Raw genomic sequence first — 16237 nt, 5'->3', positions numbered from 1 at the left:
CCTTGTTGCCAGATGCGTCTGTTGCAATCCACAATACGCTAGTCTTGCCAAGCGGGAATGTCTTTGGAGCATTGTTTGTTATCGTTACCGGTTCTATGTCAGTTGCAGTAGCATTTCCTATTGGTATGGTATTATTGTTAAGAGAAGTTGCCTCAAAGGTGATACCTGCTGGAACGGTTAGTTTTGGCGGCGTGGTATTTTCCACATCAACTATCTGTGTGGCATTTGCCTTGTTGCCTGCCTCATCAGTTGCCACCCACAATATGGTAGTCTTGCCAAGCGGGAATGTCTTTGATGCGTTGTTTGTGAGTGAGACCACATCAACATTATCAGATGCCGTGGCATTAACTAATGGAACAACATTATCTGTAAGAGATGTTGCCTTTATTTTGATATTTTCAGGTGCGGTAATTTTTGGCGCAGTAGTGTCTTTTACAGTAATAATTTGAGTCACATTTGCCTTGTTGCCAGATGCATCTGTTGCAATCCATATTACATTTGTAGATCCTAATGGGAACTCTTTTGGAGCGTTGTTTGTTATCATTACTGGTTGGAGATCAACTACCGAAGGATTGCTCAATGATACAGTATTATTGTTCAAGGATGTTGCTTCAACAACTACATTTGCCGGCATGATAACTTTTGGTGCTGTAGTATCAACTACATCAACTGTCTGTGTGGCATTTGCCTTGTTGCCAGATGCGTCTGTTGCAATCCATAGAACACTGGTCTTGCCAAGCGGGAATGTCTTTGATGCGTTGTTTGTTATTGTGACTTGTTGGATGTCAGTTGCAGTAGCATTCCCTATTGGAACTAGGTTGTCTTTTAGTGATGTCGCTTCAAATGTGATACCTGCTGGAACGGTTAGTTTTGGCGGAGTTGTATGAACTACATCAACTATCTGTGTGGCATTTGCCTTGTTGCCAGATGCGTCTGTTGCAATCCACAATACGCTAGTCTTGCCAAGCGGGAATGTCTTTGATGCGTTGTTTGTAAGTGATTTTATCAATCCGTTATCAGTAACTGTGGCGTTTCCAAGTGGTACAGTGTTATTGTTAAGAGAAGTTGCCTCAAAGGTGATACCTGCTGGTGGAGAGATCTTCGGAGGAGTAGTATCTACAATATTTACAACCTGTGTGGCTGTTGCTGAATTACCAGACTGGTCAGTAGCAGTCCAAGTTACAGTAGTCTTTCCCAGTGAAAATACTGATGGAGCATTATTTGTAACTGATTGTATTAGTCCATTATCAATAACTGTAGCGTTTCCAAGGTTTACAGTATTGCCAGATGGACTAGTTGCCTCTTGTATTATGTCAGAAGGAGCATGAATTGTTGGAGGAATAGTATCCTTGACTGTTACAACTTGGGTGGCGGTTGCGGCATTTCCAGATGTATCTATTGCTTTCCATGTTACAGTTGTTTTACCAATCGAAAAGTATGGCGGAGCATCATTAGTAACAGATTCTACACCAACCGCATCATTGACTGCTGGAAGTCCAATATCAACAGAATTGTGATTAGGGGTTGTTGCTTCAATAGTCACAGGTTGTGGAGCAGTCAGCACTGGAGGAGTAGTATCTACAACGGTAATCTTCTGGACAGCCTTTGCTACATTGCCTCCATTGTCAATTGCAGTCCATGTAATCATGGTAATACCTAGTGGGAATTTTGGCGGAGCATTACTGGTAATAGAAGTAATACCACTATCGTCTGTTCCAGTAGCTTGCCCAATTGATACTGGTGTCAATATTCCAGTTGCTTCTATTGTTATGTCAGAAGGCGCAGTAATAGACGGAGGAATATGATCATTTGGATCCAGGACTTTGGTATTTACCTGAGTAGTATTTTGTATGACTGTAACTTGTTGTGTTGGATTAGTTGTCTTTGTTGGGTTAACAGTTTGTGTTTGCGATACAGTTGGAGTAAAATCTTGTACAAATTTCTGGACTCGGTTATTGTTAGAGTCTACAACAAAGACATTACCATTAGAATCTACAGCAGTTGCTCTAGGATTATCAAAAAAGTCAGCACCAGTGCCTTGACTCCCCCATGATGTAACAACATGACCATTTCTATCTAGTTCTACGATTCTGTTGTTTCCACTGTCTGCCACATAGATATTTCCTGACTTGTCTACCGATATGCCAAGAGGAGTCTGGAGATTGGCACCGGTTGAGGTACTAAAAGATTGTAAAAATACACCATCTTCTGTGAATTTTTCTATTTTGTTTCCGCCCGAGTCAGATACATAGATGCTCCCTTGTGAATCTGCAGCAATTGCACGTGGAGAAAGAAATTGTCCATCTCCAAGTCCACTTTGCCCAATACTTTGTAAATATTTGCCATTACTATCAAATTTTTCAATTCTACTATTTCCCGTATCTACAACATATACATTTCCACTAGGATCTACTGCAACACCTTGTGGAAGTAGAAATTGGCCAGGGTCAGAACCTTTCACTCCCCACTTTGTTACAAATTTACCCGTGCTATCGAATTTTTGTATGTTGTTTCCTTCGTTATCTACAACATAGATGGAGCTATTGGTAACTGCCACTCCAACTGGTGCATTAAATTGACCATCACCACTACCCTTTGTTCCAAAAGTAAAGAGAAAGTTTCCATTATTGTCAAATTTCTCTACTCTTCTATTTCCAAGATCAGTCACATACACATTTCCTGATGAGTCAATTGACGCCCCTTGTGGAAATGCAAATTGACCAGTATTTTGAAGTCCATATGTGCCCCATTGTACGGAAAAGGAAGGGCTTGAGGTAGCCCAGGAATAACCGACAAACATACTTGATAATACTAGTAATAGAATGCCTATTAGGACGGGGTGGGTCTTCAATAGGCACAGATTACAAGATACTAAAAAGATCTCCTAAGTGAGTAATTGTTACAATTTTTGTCAATTCTGGTAAATTAGAATGGCTTGTTGACTTCTCTTGTGAATACGTAGCTGGCCAATGCAACCATAATCACTACAAAGCCGCATATTATTGTCATCTCAATTGTAGCAGACAATATTTGGACCGTACCAGCCATCATTTGTCTTATGAGTAACACGGCATAAGTAACAGGATTGAGTCGTGCAACAAATGCAAGCCACGGAGGCAAGAGCTCCAATGGAAATAGTGCAGGGCTAAGCATAAACAGAGGCATACCTAGAAAGTTGATTACGCCCCAAAAGGTCTCTTGTGATTTTGATGTGGCAGCAACTATTACAGATATTCCAGAAAAACCAAGTGAGAATACTGTGACAGTCAGCAATATTGGAAATATTACAAACAAATTTGATATATGCACCCCCAATGCAAGTGCAATTCCCAGAATCAGACTTGATTGAAGTGTAGATATCAAAGATATTGCAAGCATTTTACCCAATGCAATAGAAGACCGCGATACGGGGGAGACAAGTGCTTTATTCATGAAACCATATCTTCTATCCCACAAAGTATTGACACCGCCAAAAATACTTGTAAATATTGCAGTAAGCATTATCACACCTGGCGCCATGAATTCTATGTAAGATCCATTAAAGCCCACGGATTGGATTAGCGGTCTAGTGCTTGCAAATGTATTTCCCATCACTATTATCCATACAGCTGGCTGGATCAATCGTATCAATATACCGCTTCGTGATTTTTTGTATCTCTTCATCTCCCTCCAGAAAATCGTATATGTATCAGGCAGCATTGTCATGCCCTGATTTTCCTCATCCTTTCTCGCATTTTTTTTCTATCGTATTTCCCATCATCTTCACGTAGTTCACGACCCGTGTACGATAGAAATACGTCATCAAGTGTTGGTTTTGTAAGAGAAATACTTTCTATTTTGATTTGAAGATTATTTGCTTGTTGAAAAAGTTGTGGGGTCAGCTGATCCCCACTAGTTGTAAATACGGTTACCATAGAACCACTTGTTGAAACATCTTTTACTGTAGAAGTTTTTTTAATTTCCGAAACAAGTCTGTCAAGTTTTGATTCAGAGTCTATTTCAAAAACAACAATCTCATTTCCCAAAGCATTTTTCAATTCTTTTGGAGAGCCTGTTATCTTGATTTTTCCATTATCAATTATAGATATGTTATCACAGAGCTTATCTGCCTCTTCCATATAGTGAGTAGTAAGAAAAATAGACATTCCAAATTCATGATGAATTTTTTTTATGTATTCCCAGATTTTGTATCTTGTTTGGATGTCAAGACCTAAGGTAGGCTCGTCTAGAAACAAAACTTTTGGCATATTGAGCAAGCCACCTCCGATATCGAGTCTTTTTCTCATCCCTCCCGAATATGTCACAGCAGTCTCATGTTGCCTATCAGACAACTCAATTATCTCCAATATCTCATCTATTCTCTTTGTCCTGATATTCTTTGGAATGTGATTGAGTCGAGCTTGTAATTCTAGGTTTTCACGACCAGTAAGATATTCATCGACAGTTGAATCTTGTTGCACGTATCCAATGTTTTGCCTGACACTCTTTGCTTGAGTTGTGACATCAAATCCTGCAACAAATGCCTTGCCAGATGAAGGCTTTAGTAAAGTAGTCAGGATCATAATGGTTGTACTTTTACCCGCACCATTAGGACCCAAGAAACCAAAAATTTCCCCATTTTCTAGTTTAATTGAAATATCATCAACTGCTTTAAGACCGCTATGATAAACTTTAGAAAGTTTGTCAGTCTCTACTGCGTACAACAAAGGATGACAGATTAATCTATTATAAATTGGTACTAGGCAATATTATTCAATCAATATTCAAGAGGACATAAAATAAAAAATGAAAAGAGTTATGGGTTTTTGTATTGATCTTTTGTCTGTCGAAGTATTACCTTTTCACCAACACCCCAGATTTCTGAAGTGCGAAAGATTCTAGAACTAGTAAGACCTGCAGACACTTCTATTGATTCCAATTCGTTGGTATCAGCAGCCATGTGTAGTCTTTTGATCTTACCAATTTTGTGTCCATCAATGTCAACTACCTGAGAGTCTATTCTGATTGGTGCAGAGGACAACAAAACAGATTCTTCAGTGAATCTGTCCACATAGTCACGTGATAGAAAGTGATCTTTGTGTAATCCTTTGTGAACTGTAATGCCCACAACCTCCAGAGTGTCGGTATTGATGTGAATGTGCTTTACAGTACCATACTCTATTCCTTCCCTATCAATGACTTTTTTTCCTTTAAAGTCATCTGCCTTGATGTGTTTTCCGTTATATTCTACTTGTGTTGCCATAGGGTCGACTTGTCAAGTCAGTTTATGGGAGGAGGTATCAGAGTTTTCAATCCAATCGGTTAAATTCTTTATAACTAAACAGATTTTGTGGAAATTCAGGATGGTACATGTAGGGCAGTACTGGTTACCACTGGAAGAAAATCAGGCAAAGAACATGCAGTGAAGATCAGGGTAGTTATACACAAAGGCAAGTTCTATTTTTCCAGAAGGAATCCAGATAGTGACTGGTTAAAGAATGCACTTTGCAATCCAAACGTCATGATAGAGTACCAAGGCAATATCATTGCCGGAACTGCATTGCTAGTAAATGATCAGGAATTATGCAAAAAAATATCACAATTAAAATATTCTGACAAAAGGTCAGAGGAATCAAGAATAGTTCTAGAAGTCAACCCATGTGAATAATTGTGGTCATACCACGCCGCTCGTATTCCTGACCATCTAGAGTTTCAGTGACAACCGCCGTAAAAGATATGACATCTCGTGATTGACACTTTTGAGCATCCATTTTCAGATGAAGATCTAATGAATCATAATCTTCATCTGGAATATTTGATTCGCCAATCATGACAGGACTTGTAGAGCTAATCAAAAATCTTTTATCTTTTTGATGCCATCCTAGTTTTACCTTAAACTCCTTTCGTCCAACTGCCTTGATGTTTATGTCAATCATTCCAGGTGTTGCAAGCGTGTAACCTGACATGTTATTTACAAAAACTCCCATTTGAAATGGATACCCAGCTGTACTTTCTGCCATTTTCTGGATTCCGTCATTCATGACTACATCTACTCCTTTTATCGTTGTTGCAATCTTTGCTATCCATTCGTTTGTGCGTTCTACAATTGCATGTATTTGAGTCCGTCTTTTCTTGTCTTCTTCTTCTGGTAGCTTGTAATAATCAACCCATGCGAGATAATCTTCACTTATGTCTTTGATAAATTGAATACATGTTACCTTGTAATCATCAACACTGGATGCTCTTTCTGAACCTTCATCATATGGAATTTCTTCCTTATCAGATGGAAGCATGAACATATTCAAAATCTCTTGTAATTAAGTGAAACCTAATGCATATATGAGAAAATTTCCAGTTCACAGTGTGAGTTTTTCCCAGATATCGTCAAGGCTTCAGGAGGAGTTGAAATCAAACAATCCCCAGATTCGATTTCTCTTAAAGAAGAGTCCTAGTCTTGCATTTGCCACCATCAACGAAATTGCAACAAGGATTGGAAGAAAATACAATATAAAAATATCACTCAACTTTCCAGAGAGAGGAAAGATCGAAGATTATGAATCATACGGAACTGAAAACATTGGATTTGTTTTCCAGAGAGACAGCAAGTCATTTCCCATACCAAGAGATGTTATAAAATCAAAAGCTCTCAAGGTTTTAGAAAGTGTCCAGATACAAGATGCGTACATGTATGAAGGAAAAGAGGGAGTAAGAGCAATTGGATTAAACTACAGACTAGACATATTGCCTTCTTCCTTGCATATTTGGGGCAAGATCAATGATGAGATTGCAAATTTCTGTGACTGGTTGCTTGAGAATTGTTATGAAGTAAAACCAGGTGTAGATGGTGCCTTCAATGAAACTAGCTCATAGGTATATACAAGATTTCCATATGGATCATAAATTTCAGATTTTACAGGAAGTGGGAGGTTGTCAACTATCCAGATCTTGTTTATGTTAGCACCTATTCTATAAGATAAAAGAAACGCGTTTGCAGATCCAAATTTGAATGACATTTTTCCAGAATCAGTTACTTTGAGTTTTTCCTCATTTTCACCAATGTACAAGTCACCCCATTCTGCATCCTTGGCAAGATACTTGCTTTCAGTTGCATAATCCCTCATGGAAAATATAGATTGGTTAAGAATATCAAAGTATGATTTCGACTCGGCAGATGTATTAACAAAGTAATAAACTAGGCCAATGTTCACAGTCTGATCTATTTCATTGGTTCCGTTGCCAGGATTTATCTTAACTAAGAGTTGTTGATTTCCACCTGAGACTGGAAGAAATTTCATGTCAGCTAAAAATTTCGTCTGGTTAAAAGAAACTTGGTATACCATTTCCGGGGTATATTCAGATCCTTTTCCCATGTGCCATTGGCTTGCTTGCACTGGCTCCAGTATGTAAAAATGTTTCATGTTAGAAAGAAATGGCCATGCTATTCCTGCTACTGCGGCAACAACAATGACAGCAAAAATAATTGTTATTCGGATATTTGGCATTGTCCCAATTAATTTTTTTATAGTCTGGCATTAGACAGTCTAGGAGTCATTCTAACAAATAAAACTCCAAACCCAATGACAATCGCCATTATCATGAGAGAACCGAGTGGAAATTCTGGTATGATAGCTTGAGTATTATTCATAGAGGTGTTATTTTCATGGATTGTTTGGTTTGTTTGTCCAGAAGTGCCAGAGTTAAAACCACTAAATGGCTCTTGTGTTTTTATATCAAATTTCACTATACCTGCCATGCTAACATCTGGGAGAGAACCGTCTGGACCAGTTCCTAGCATTGCAATCACTACATGCGTCAACGGAGTGGTTCCGTGTAAAATAGTTTGGACATCATCATCTCCAACTGGTGCAAACAAGGATGTCCTACCCACACTTTGTGCTATGGATGATAATTGTTTTCCTTGGTCATCCGTTGTAAATATATCGTATTGAACATTACTGATTTTTTGGGATTGATCATAGTTTTGTTCAAATGAAATTCTATATTCTATTGGACAACCATTATGTGGGTTAGATGGACTATATCTATAATCAATAACCAAAGAGCTAGTATCAGTTGTAGTGACAGCATGTGTGGAATCTAGCTGCATGTTTGGTACATCACATTTAGGACTAAACTTGACTGCAGCAGTGGAAGATACATCTAGAACACTAGGTTCTGTCGAACTATTCCCCATCTTTAACAATTCAAGAGTATAATCTGGCGGCGGTGAACCTGTTGCCACATCCACATAGACAATTGCTTTTACTGGAAATGGGACACTAGAATCAACCCAAATTTTATTGTCAACACCTTTGTGCCATCCCAAAACATAGGTATCAAATGTACCAGCACCCACTGTAACTTTTTCATGGTCTATTGGACCAACAGATTGCCCACCTACCGAACCAGTTCTGCCCCAAGCAGGAACATCAAAAGTTTTTGGAGTGTCTCTAGTTGCAAAAGAGTCAAGCCAGGAAACTGTACTTCTATAAACTGCAGTGTAATCAGAGATATTAGAATCAAAAGATGTTGGGTCTGGAGTTATTTTCCCTATTGTCATTATTCCCTTTTGTACAATAGAACCATCAACTGCTAAAAATACAAGATTCCAGCCACTTTTATCACTAGTCTCATTTTTTACCCAAAAAGTCATCTGGAGTGGGGCACAGTTATGCCAGTCTGTCCAGCATACATTATAACGGAAATAATCGCCTTGTTTGAGACCCTTTCCAGGATACCAAGAATCAGATGATGACGTAGCGTGAACAGACTGTAAAGCAACAGGGGTGATAAGCAAGAATGCAAAAATTGTGAATACGGCGTACTTTTGCATACATTTTCTAGAAAAAATGATCTAGTTAAATCTTTCAAATAAGCAAATATAGTGGATTCATTGTATTCCGAATATGTGCGAATGTGAAAAAGTCCACATGTATGAAGTTGATTTTAAGCTTGACGGAATGGTAGTAGTTCCAACACACAAGAATTGTGGAGATGCACTTAATGAAAAACAAGTAGACAAGTTCCAGAAGGAACTGGTTAAAACATGGGGCATGAAGGACGAGAACGAAAAGTAATCCTAGTTTTAAAAAATAAAGAAAAAAGGTTCTAAAACCTATATCAGAATGAAGCTACGTGTTCTTTGCAAACTGATGCTTTGCAAGTACAATTAACCTCACAAATACACGAGCCCTGCATTTCACAGTCGCATTCTGTGTTATTTTCTGTGGATGATCCGCATCCACATGCTGCATCGGTCATACTTGGGAGATCTCATACTGGGTTTTAAAAGTTATCGAAAGATCTCAGTCAGGAGCATTTCAGTCCATGGTCAAGTTTTTGTCCCCGAGAATTTCGTTTGTGGTTTGTATCAACATGGTTGCCTGATTATCAACTACCATAGGATCGCTCTCTATATCAAAGCCTATTTTTAAAACATGAATAAATTCGGGGTTATGATGGATTTTATTCCGTATTTTGAGTATGTTATTTCTATTCACATATCCAAAATAAAAGTAACAGTCTGAAAGAAGTGAATTTTCTACAAGATAGTCATATTTTTTCTGGATGATTTCTGAATTTCCATTGTTTTCTACCATATCAGAAAATCCAATAGTCGATTTGGCCATCCTTGAGAGTAATGATGTGGATGATCGTTCAATTCCAAGGATTTGGTGAATTATGGAAAATTTTTGATTTGTCTTGTCTTTCTTCATGTTTCTCATTATTTCCAGCATGTGAGTTGGACTTGGTCTCTTTAAATTAAGAGAGAATATAGCATCTGCCAAAAAATATGCGGCACATTTCAACCACACTCCTGCAAAAGGATCTTTGAGCTTGGTGGAATCCCTTGCTTTGTTGGCAAGAATTCCTGCATCAACAAGACAGCTTTGAGCATAAGACATTGCAATACGTTCTTTCTTTTCTTTTAGTGTTGACAACAGCATCCTAAGAGTCCACTGGGTATCGTTTATGATATTCATATTTTGTAGATGGTAAAGTGTGTCCCCACGAAATTCATCAAGAGTGTGATGATGTACTCTAACAAGATCATCTCCAACATGGTGAATTGATTCTCCAAATTGTCCATCTATTACCAGTATGTCATACTCACAACATTCAAAATGAGTCCCGTCATTTCTACAACCTCCAAAACCAACAGGAAAATCAGAAAGTGAAAGTAGATTAGGAATTTGTTTTACATCCATAGGAAAATCAACTGAAGGTTTTGCTATAAAGTGTCAAAGCTGTTAAAATTTACAAATCCATTCAAAGGCAAAACGTTCCTTTAAATTGCTATTCTTTATGGCTTTAAGCTAAGCTCCTGTGGTGTAGTCCGGCTAAGCATACTGCCCTCTCAAGGCAGTGATCCCGGGTTCAAATCCCGGCGGGAGCACTCGAAATTTTATTCAAAGACTCGGTACCGCTTTATCGGTTGACTGTTTGTAAAGATGAGATTTGACAACTACAACGAAACAGCAACATCGTCAAAGTAAGAGAACATTATTAAACAAAAAAAGAATAGAATGGTTACTTGACAAAGTTCACCATTGTAATAACCACCAAGGGAGAGATTGCCTACGTATCATCTGCCAAAAACTAGGCATACAAGTCCAGGGCAAAACGGTAAAAGATGCAAAAAAAACATAAAAGAAGCCATACAGGCATATCTTGAAGAAACTAAAAACTCAAAGGTAGCTAAAAGCAAATATCCAATTTTAACCACCATAAACGCATAAGATCTAATTTGACAAAACTGCAAATACTCTCTGCAAAGGAGTCATAAAAATTCTTACCAAGGCTGGTTTCCATTATTTCAGACAGAAGAGAAGCAACATTGTGATGATCAAGTTTGTAAACGACAGGAAAATTATTGTGGTTGTTCCAAATCACAAGGAAATAGATCCTGGCACTTTACTGTCCATCATAGGACAGTCAAACATGACAAAAGAAGATTTCTTTAAGAATCTCTAAAAAATGACCTATTGTTCAGTAATTACATGTACGCAAAAAACCCGCTATGGGATTTTCAATGAAGCATGAATAGGATAATTTTTTAGATCTGCGATTTAGTGTGTAGATGTTAAACTGGTTTTATAAAACCCATCCCAGTACAAAATTATGTTTTGAGATATAACATACAAAATTTTGAAAGATGAAAAGAGATGTCAAATTTATCTGAAACCTTCTTGCCAAAAGATTATCCGAATCTGCCGTGATACACCCAATTATGACTTCCTCGCGTAAGGGGATGCAAAGAAGAGCATTACTACGGATACGAGCACCTGGTGGGAGCATGAAAATTATTTTTCGGGCCATGACTCATGCCCTGTTGTCTCTGCCGTAGAGATTCTTGCGGTCATCCAGATCTATCAGATACAGTAGATCTCTGGTTCAAATAATTTATTGCCAAAAGTTATTGTTCCTGCGGTAATTCTTTATGTGCTTTTTTTAGAGTTATGGTGGCAATTACCATAGTTACAATTATTACTACGAAAATTATTTGGGGATATGCTTTGCCATGACTCAAACCAAGTGTCAATGGAATGGTGGACAGTACTGCTGGTGCAAGTCCTCTTGGTAACATATATGAAATCACCTTTCTGTCAAATGGTGAGAAACTCTTCGTCAAAGAAACCCTGACGGCTGGAATTCTTGCAAAATAAAGTGCTATGCCAATACTGATTCCAAATACTATGTATCCCATTTGCCCAAAATTTGCTAGCATTCCTACAAATACGAAGAAGAAGGTCCTTACCAAGAAGGCAAGATGTTCATAAAAAGAATTGTCTGTAGAAATACTATCCATCTTAATCTTGAGGCGGTGAGAAAAAATTTGCTTGTTGCCATAAACCAAACCAAAGATAAGAGCTGTCAATGCTCCTGACTCGCCAAACAAATTTGCAAAAAAGAACAACATGAATAGTATTCCCAAAGTGAGGAGATAGGAATATTTTGCATCGGTGATCTTGGATGCCACATACATCCACGGGATTCCAACTCCAAGACCAAGGCCAACTCCAGTTAGAACAGCCTTTGCTACAGTGATACCAAGGCTAGAAAAGACAAAGTGATCAGACTGGATCTGGCCAAAGAGGAAAAAAGCTCCAATGAATGACATTATGGATGTGATGGTTGATTCAAGTGCCAGTATTGCTTTTGTTTTATCTGATACGCGTAGTGTTTTAATTAATCCAAAAACGATTGCCTCGCTGCTGCCACCAACCATCACACCTATCAATATCGCATCAGGCCAATTCCATCCAAGGCCATAAACTACAATTACTGATGTTACCGCTACTGAAAGAGCAAAACCTAGAAATGCGATTAAAAATGCAAAATGTGCTGAATATATTACACTTTTTATGTTCAAGGACAGTCCGCCGCCAAATAGTATCATGATTGTAGCAAGTGCGGAGAAGTATGGTGCAATCTTAAATACGGTGTCCGTGCCTACGATTCCAAGCACTGGTCCTATAATTACGCCTATTATCATTAGAAATATTACGTCTGGGACACCAGTTTTTCTAAAAAACGCTTCACCCACAATGCCGAGAACTATTATTACTCCTACTGAAAGGAATACTACCTGAGCCGATTCCAGACTGGAATTATGAAAAAGTGATTGCGAGATATAGTGATTCAAATCCATTGTACTATTTTTTAAAAAGTTTGAATGAAGGAGATGTTGAATCTTGTCGGGTAATGTAAAATTACCAGTAACAGATTCCATAATACCCATTTCATTGTTCTATTGATTTCCAATATTAATAGGAGTTACGTAGTTGAACCCAAATCACAGAACGGGCCTGATAGATAGATCCGTATCGCGTACCGGATTATGGCATTCTTTGCCTCATACCCAGATTGTCCCGGTTTCTATTCGGTATGAGAAAACGTACACTGGATAGTTAGAGGTTGAAATGTTGACCTCGAACAAGTTGTATAGAAACGGATCAAGATTGCAATCATCTTCATAATGCATGTAACCTTTTTACCAAAAGTTTAGCCGCATAACAGGTATATCCGTAATCATGACTTCCTCGCGCAAGAAGCGAGAGGAAGAAAGCTATACTGTGAGCGAGGGTACTCGGCTGGCACCACATACTTTTCAAACTATTCCTAATTTCCAAAATAATCTGTCACGTATTTTTTCATATGATATTGTAAAATCACAGAACCATTAGAATTTTCCATGACTGAGACTCCACGAATTGAAAATACCGAATCTGCAAAATCTTTTTTCAGATCTTGTGACATATTCAATATTCCTTTGTATACAGACCCATCGTTAGTGGGACAAGTTACCGTTACAGACTCGCCACTTCCATAGGCAAGACAGTTATCATATAATTTTCCAGATCCTGCCGGAAAACTAGATAAATTTTTTGCCATTTTGCTGGAGTTAGTAGCTTGTGCATCATCTGGCATTATGCTTGGAGAAATTCCATGATCAGAGGTGGAAACTAATCCTAAAACGAGAAATCCAATTACGGCGACTGCAAGAAAAGAGAGATGGAGGTAATTCCTAGATGTGGAAACTTTCTTTGAAGCAACTTGAACAAGCAATGGTTTTGTATGTGAAGACGAGTTCTTTATGCAGTATTGGTGAGGTTGTAGTAAAGTAACATGACTACACATATTACATTTCTTTCTAGTGGGTTTTCTACAACAAGAACATAGTATGTGATTTACTAGTTCTCCACCACAGGTTCTACATGATTCATCAGGCATAGGCATTCAAAAATTTTCATCATAATTAAGGAATGGGAAGAATTTATCCTATGAATTTATACTTAAGACTTAAATCCAAAATCTGCAAGAGAATTCGAAATCAGGATTTGATCAATGTACAGTAACAGGAATTTGACTGACATCCGTTAGTGGAACTGCCGAAGTCAAACTATTCCAAACAAATACTTCTACTGTATATTGTCCAGTAGTCTTTGGAATCCAGACTTGAGATGTGGTAAAGGTTTGGTTTGGAAGCATTGATGCTGAAGTACTTTCAAAATATTGTGTTTCATCATTACTGCCTAGCACCTGTACCATGTATGCGAATTTTTGCTCAGACGGACCATTGTTTGTAAGTGATGACTCTACGCCAATTTGCTGACCAGCATGAAAGCTAGAAATTTGTTGACCAGAGGTATCAACCATTACAGGATGGGTCATCACAATATTACTATTCATAGCCATTGCGGAGTGTCCAAATCCAAACATAAGAACAGATCCTAAAAGTATGGAACCAAGTAGAAATAACGAAGTCTTCAACAGTTTGAGAAAATGAACATAACTATAAAACGATTACTTATGATTGATAAGTAAAATTAGCATACTTTTAATTAAATACCACTTGCAAGAGATTAATCAATAGTGATTCTTTTCACCACAATTTCGTGTCCTTCATAAACATGTGAAGCGTGATTTGCCTTTATTATTTCACTCATTTTTTGATCTGTAAAATACTTTTCATTGTACCTGCCTAGGCTTTTTTTACAATTAAAACAGTAAATTTCCTTAAACTCCATAGTACAAAAAACAGTTTTATTGTATTTAAGATTCTATACTGGAAAATCCAGGCTGATCTTTGTTTTGATGGAATTGAATTTTAGAGACCTTGTAATAAATCACTTCTCCTCGTCGTTCAATTACCGCAAGTACTGGTTCTTTCCCCATAGTAGTGATTTCTTCAATTTGTTTTTGCAATAGACCTATTTTCTCTCTTCTACCCTCAGTCATGCCAAATACGACATATTTGGCACCCTTTTCTCCGAATTGTCCCCGTTCATAGACTCTAAAATCAGAACCAAATCCAAATCCATCTTTTGCTACATATCCTTTAGTTCGTAGATCTCTGTATATCAGAAATTTGGTAAAAGAATCAGGATCAGTTTTCATACATTCAGTCATCATAGAGTCAAAATCCATCTCATATTTTCCTCGTAAGAGTTTGAGCTTATCAACATAAAGCAAGTATAAAGATTCAAACGGCTTGAGAAAGAATTTTTTTTTCATCGTTTCTCCAAATCCTTTCTGTTCTAAGCTATGCTGCATTTCTTTGTCAGATACAAGAACATGATCCTTTACCAATAATCCTTCTACTTTAGACTCTAATTCTGACATTAAGAGTCATGAAGCCATTAGCAATATAATGGATCTTTTTGTACTTGATAGAATTTCAGTATTAACAAAAATCAGATGATATCGTCAGAAGAAAGTGAGGTAGTGACTAGAATATTTCAATCCTAACGGTGAATTGTAGGATCTCACGGTTAAAATATAGGACCTCAATAAACAGAAAAAAGTGTTATTATGCACGGAGCAAACTACCGCGTTGGAAATGGCCAACCATACACAAGAAAGAAGTACATCAAGGGTAAACCACAGATAAAAATTGCAAAATTTTACGGAGGAAAAAAAGATGGAGATTACGATTACTGTGTACAGCTTTGTTCTAACCAAAAAATGCAGATAAGACATATGGCAATAGAGTCAGCAAGACTGTCTGCAAACAAGGCAATAGAAACAGTTACAGGAGAAACTGGGTACTATTCAACACTCAGAGTATATCCGCACATTCTTCTAAGAGAAAACAAGATGATTTCTACTGCAGGTGCAGACAGATTATCAGAAGGGATGAGGGGTGCATTTGGTAAAGCTGTAAGTTTAGCAGCACGTATTGAGATTGGTCAAGTGATTATGGAGGCACATGTTAAAAAAGAACATCTAGAGGCAGCAAGAAAAGCACTACACGGTGCATCTGTGAAATTACCATGCACTCCAACAATCAAAGTAATTCCGTTAAAAGCCTAGCCAGATTTTAATAGATCAATAATTTCTTTTTGTTTCTTGTCGAGAATTGCAAGAAATTCCTCAAATTCATCACTTGTTGGATTACGTTTTAGAATTCGTCTACATTGATAATAAAATGAGTTGTACAATCTTCCTATAACAATTCCATAACCAAATGAGTCAGAATTAGCATTCAGTGCATTCAATGATTTTACAATTTTTAAAATTTCATCTGACTTGTCTGCAACCTCACTTATTTTCTGATTTAGTTTTTCTTCCAGTTGTTTATTCATAATATGCATAAGCAACATCATGTTAAAAAATTGTATTCTAAACAGTATCCTTTAATATACTAATAATTTCTAAATCGGTTAAGCGGTTGTAGTATAGCTTGGTTATTATGCGGGATTGCCAATTCTGCGACCCGGGTCCAAATCCCGGCAACCGCATTTCAAATCGGGTC

At 37.6% G+C, this 16237-nt stretch carries 18 protein-coding genes and 2 tRNA genes; 7 read left to right on the top strand and 13 right to left on the bottom strand.

From position 1 onward, the window contains the following. The 4 genes from BQ3481_RS11665 to BQ3481_RS00080 form a co-directional block, all read right to left on the bottom strand. Positions 1–2851, bottom strand: a 2851-nt coding sequence (locus BQ3481_RS11665; RefSeq protein WP_197706544.1) for an HYR domain-containing protein, incomplete at its 3' end; no start/stop codon positions are given. Positions 2852–2925: 74 nt separating this feature from the next. Next, positions 2926–3705 (bottom strand): ABC transporter permease, encoded by a 780-nt coding sequence (locus tag BQ3481_RS00090; protein ID WP_157926395.1) that lies wholly within the window; start codon positions 3703–3705, stop codon positions 2926–2928. Beyond that, positions 3702–4703 (bottom strand): ATP-binding cassette domain-containing protein, encoded by a 1002-nt coding sequence (locus BQ3481_RS00085; protein WP_157926394.1) that lies wholly within the window; start codon positions 4701–4703, stop codon positions 3702–3704. Before BQ3481_RS00085 ends, BQ3481_RS00090 begins: the two co-directional genes overlap by 4 nt. A gap of 92 nt (positions 4704–4795) precedes the next feature. Continuing rightward, positions 4796–5242, bottom strand: a complete 447-nt coding sequence (locus tag BQ3481_RS00080) for a PRC-barrel domain-containing protein (RefSeq protein ID WP_157926393.1) — start codon at positions 5240–5242, stop codon at positions 4796–4798. An 87-nt stretch (positions 5243–5329) separates the two neighbouring features. On the opposite strand from BQ3481_RS00080, the gene BQ3481_RS00075 reads away from it, so the two are divergent. Beyond that, positions 5330–5647, top strand: a complete 318-nt coding sequence (locus BQ3481_RS00075) for a nitroreductase/quinone reductase family protein (RefSeq protein WP_157926392.1) — start codon at positions 5330–5332, stop codon at positions 5645–5647. On the opposite strand, the gene BQ3481_RS00070 is transcribed toward BQ3481_RS00075, so the two are convergent. Then, positions 5631–6272: a hypothetical protein gene (locus BQ3481_RS00070; RefSeq protein ID WP_157926391.1), complete on the bottom strand. Its 642-nt coding sequence runs from the start codon at positions 6270–6272 to the stop codon at positions 5631–5633. The two genes, BQ3481_RS00075 and BQ3481_RS00070, sit on opposite strands and share 17 nt — an antisense overlap. Before the next feature lie 70 nt (positions 6273–6342). Here BQ3481_RS00070 and BQ3481_RS00065 point away from each other — a divergent pair, with 70 nt between their 5' ends. Beyond that, positions 6343–6849, top strand: coding sequence for a hypothetical protein (locus tag BQ3481_RS00065; RefSeq protein ID WP_157926390.1), 507 nt, complete (start codon positions 6343–6345; stop codon positions 6847–6849). Here the strand turns inward: BQ3481_RS00065 and BQ3481_RS00060 are convergent. Together BQ3481_RS00060 and BQ3481_RS00055 are read right to left on the bottom strand one after the other, a co-directional pair. Next, a complete protein-coding gene (locus tag BQ3481_RS00060) occupies positions 6798–7481 on the bottom strand; it encodes a hypothetical protein (protein ID WP_157926389.1) in 684 nt (227 codons plus the stop codon). The genes BQ3481_RS00065 and BQ3481_RS00060 overlap by 52 nt on opposite strands. Before the next feature lie 17 nt (positions 7482–7498). Next, positions 7499–8812 carry a hypothetical protein gene (locus BQ3481_RS00055; RefSeq protein WP_157926388.1) on the bottom strand — a complete coding sequence of 438 codons (1314 nt, stop codon included), beginning with the start codon at positions 8810–8812 and terminating at the stop codon, positions 7499–7501. 97 nt (positions 8813–8909) lie between these two features. Here BQ3481_RS00055 and BQ3481_RS11530 point away from each other — a divergent pair, with 97 nt between their 5' ends. After that, the gene (locus BQ3481_RS11530) at positions 8910–9056 is read left to right on the top strand and encodes a hypothetical protein (protein ID WP_162287715.1); all 147 of its coding nucleotides are present in this window, start codon (positions 8910–8912) and stop codon (positions 9054–9056) included. Between the two features lie 243 nt (positions 9057–9299). Here BQ3481_RS11530 and BQ3481_RS00050 read toward each other — a convergent pair whose 3' ends face one another. Next, positions 9300–10187 carry a hypothetical protein gene (locus BQ3481_RS00050; RefSeq protein WP_157926387.1) on the bottom strand — a complete coding sequence of 296 codons (888 nt, stop codon included), beginning with the start codon at positions 10185–10187 and terminating at the stop codon, positions 9300–9302. A 112-nt stretch (positions 10188–10299) separates the two neighbouring features. Between BQ3481_RS00050 and BQ3481_RS00045 the strand changes: the two genes are divergently transcribed. Beyond that, positions 10300–10375 (top strand) — tRNA-Glu (locus BQ3481_RS00045). 443 nt (positions 10376–10818) lie between these two features. Next, positions 10819–10953, top strand: coding sequence for a type II toxin-antitoxin system HicA family toxin (locus BQ3481_RS00040; protein ID WP_231911805.1), 135 nt, complete (start codon positions 10819–10821; stop codon positions 10951–10953). Between the two features lie 442 nt (positions 10954–11395). Here the strand turns inward: BQ3481_RS00040 and BQ3481_RS00035 are convergent, their stop codons facing one another. The 4 genes from BQ3481_RS00035 to endA all read right to left on the bottom strand — a co-directional run bounded on the left by BQ3481_RS00035 (position 11396) and on the right by endA (position 15105). Beyond that, a complete protein-coding gene (locus BQ3481_RS00035; protein ID WP_162287717.1) occupies positions 11396–12721 on the bottom strand; it encodes a cation:proton antiporter domain-containing protein in 1326 nt (441 codons plus the stop codon). A 380-nt stretch (positions 12722–13101) separates the two neighbouring features. Further along, positions 13102–13713 carry a hypothetical protein gene (locus tag BQ3481_RS00030; RefSeq protein WP_157926385.1) on the bottom strand — a complete coding sequence of 204 codons (612 nt, stop codon included), beginning with the start codon at positions 13711–13713 and terminating at the stop codon, positions 13102–13104. Between the two features lie 111 nt (positions 13714–13824). After that, positions 13825–14253, bottom strand: a complete 429-nt coding sequence (locus BQ3481_RS00025) for a hypothetical protein (protein ID WP_157926384.1) — start codon at positions 14251–14253, stop codon at positions 13825–13827. A 282-nt stretch (positions 14254–14535) separates the two neighbouring features. Then, positions 14536–15105, bottom strand: coding sequence for a tRNA-intron lyase (gene endA / locus BQ3481_RS00020; RefSeq protein WP_157926383.1), 570 nt, complete (start codon positions 15103–15105; stop codon positions 14536–14538). Positions 15106–15294: 189 nt separating this feature from the next. On the opposite strand from endA, the gene BQ3481_RS00015 reads away from it, so the two are divergent. After that, positions 15295–15795: a 50S ribosomal protein L16 gene (locus tag BQ3481_RS00015; RefSeq protein WP_157926382.1), complete on the top strand. Its 501-nt coding sequence runs from the start codon at positions 15295–15297 to the stop codon at positions 15793–15795. Here the strand turns inward: BQ3481_RS00015 and BQ3481_RS00010 are convergent. Beyond that, complete coding sequence (locus BQ3481_RS00010; protein ID WP_157926381.1) at positions 15792–16067, bottom strand: hypothetical protein; 276 nt, start codon at positions 16065–16067, stop codon at positions 15792–15794. The genes BQ3481_RS00015 and BQ3481_RS00010 overlap by 4 nt on opposite strands. Positions 16068–16149: 82 nt before the next feature. Here BQ3481_RS00010 and BQ3481_RS00005 point away from each other — a divergent pair. Further along, positions 16150–16223 (top strand) — tRNA-Gly (locus BQ3481_RS00005). Positions 16224–16237 lie beyond the last annotated feature (14 nt).

This window comes from Candidatus Nitrosotalea okcheonensis, from assembly GCF_900177045.1.
Classification (GTDB): Archaea; Thermoproteota; Nitrososphaeria; order Nitrososphaerales; family Nitrosopumilaceae; genus Nitrosotalea; species Nitrosotalea okcheonensis.
The sequence above is the reverse complement of the archived record's forward strand: the minus strand, read 5'-3'. Positions and strand labels throughout refer to the sequence as shown.

What these genes read in the sequence shown, in the direction of transcription:
- BQ3481_RS11530 (WP_162287715.1), top strand. Translation starts at nt 8,910, where the DNA reads ATGTATGAAGTTGATTTTAAGCTTGACGGAATGGTAGTAGTTCCAACA.
- BQ3481_RS00060 (WP_157926389.1), bottom strand. Translation starts at nt 7,481, where the DNA reads ATGCCAAATATCCGAATAACAATTATTTTTGCTGTCATTGTTGTTGCC.
- BQ3481_RS00090 (WP_157926395.1), bottom strand. Translation starts at nt 3,705, where the DNA reads ATGACAATGCTGCCTGATACATATACGATTTTCTGGAGGGAGATGAAG.
- BQ3481_RS00035 (WP_162287717.1), bottom strand. Translation starts at nt 12,721, where the DNA reads ATGGGTATTATGGAATCTGTTACTGGTAATTTTACATTACCCGACAAG.
- BQ3481_RS00015 (WP_157926382.1), top strand. Translation starts at nt 15,295, where the DNA reads ATGCACGGAGCAAACTACCGCGTTGGAAATGGCCAACCATACACAAGA.
- BQ3481_RS00070 (WP_157926391.1), bottom strand. Translation starts at nt 6,272, where the DNA reads ATGCTTCCATCTGATAAGGAAGAAATTCCATATGATGAAGGTTCAGAA.
- BQ3481_RS00080 (WP_157926393.1), bottom strand. Translation starts at nt 5,242, where the DNA reads ATGGCAACACAAGTAGAATATAACGGAAAACACATCAAGGCAGATGAC.
- endA (WP_157926383.1), bottom strand. Translation starts at nt 15,105, where the DNA reads ATGTCAGAATTAGAGTCTAAAGTAGAAGGATTATTGGTAAAGGATCAT.
- BQ3481_RS00055 (WP_157926388.1), bottom strand. Translation starts at nt 8,812, where the DNA reads ATGCAAAAGTACGCCGTATTCACAATTTTTGCATTCTTGCTTATCACC.
- BQ3481_RS00030 (WP_157926385.1), bottom strand. Translation starts at nt 13,713, where the DNA reads ATGCCTGATGAATCATGTAGAACCTGTGGTGGAGAACTAGTAAATCAC.
- BQ3481_RS00050 (WP_157926387.1), bottom strand. Translation starts at nt 10,187, where the DNA reads ATGGATGTAAAACAAATTCCTAATCTACTTTCACTTTCTGATTTTCCT.
- BQ3481_RS00010 (WP_157926381.1), bottom strand. Translation starts at nt 16,067, where the DNA reads ATGAATAAACAACTGGAAGAAAAACTAAATCAGAAAATAAGTGAGGTT.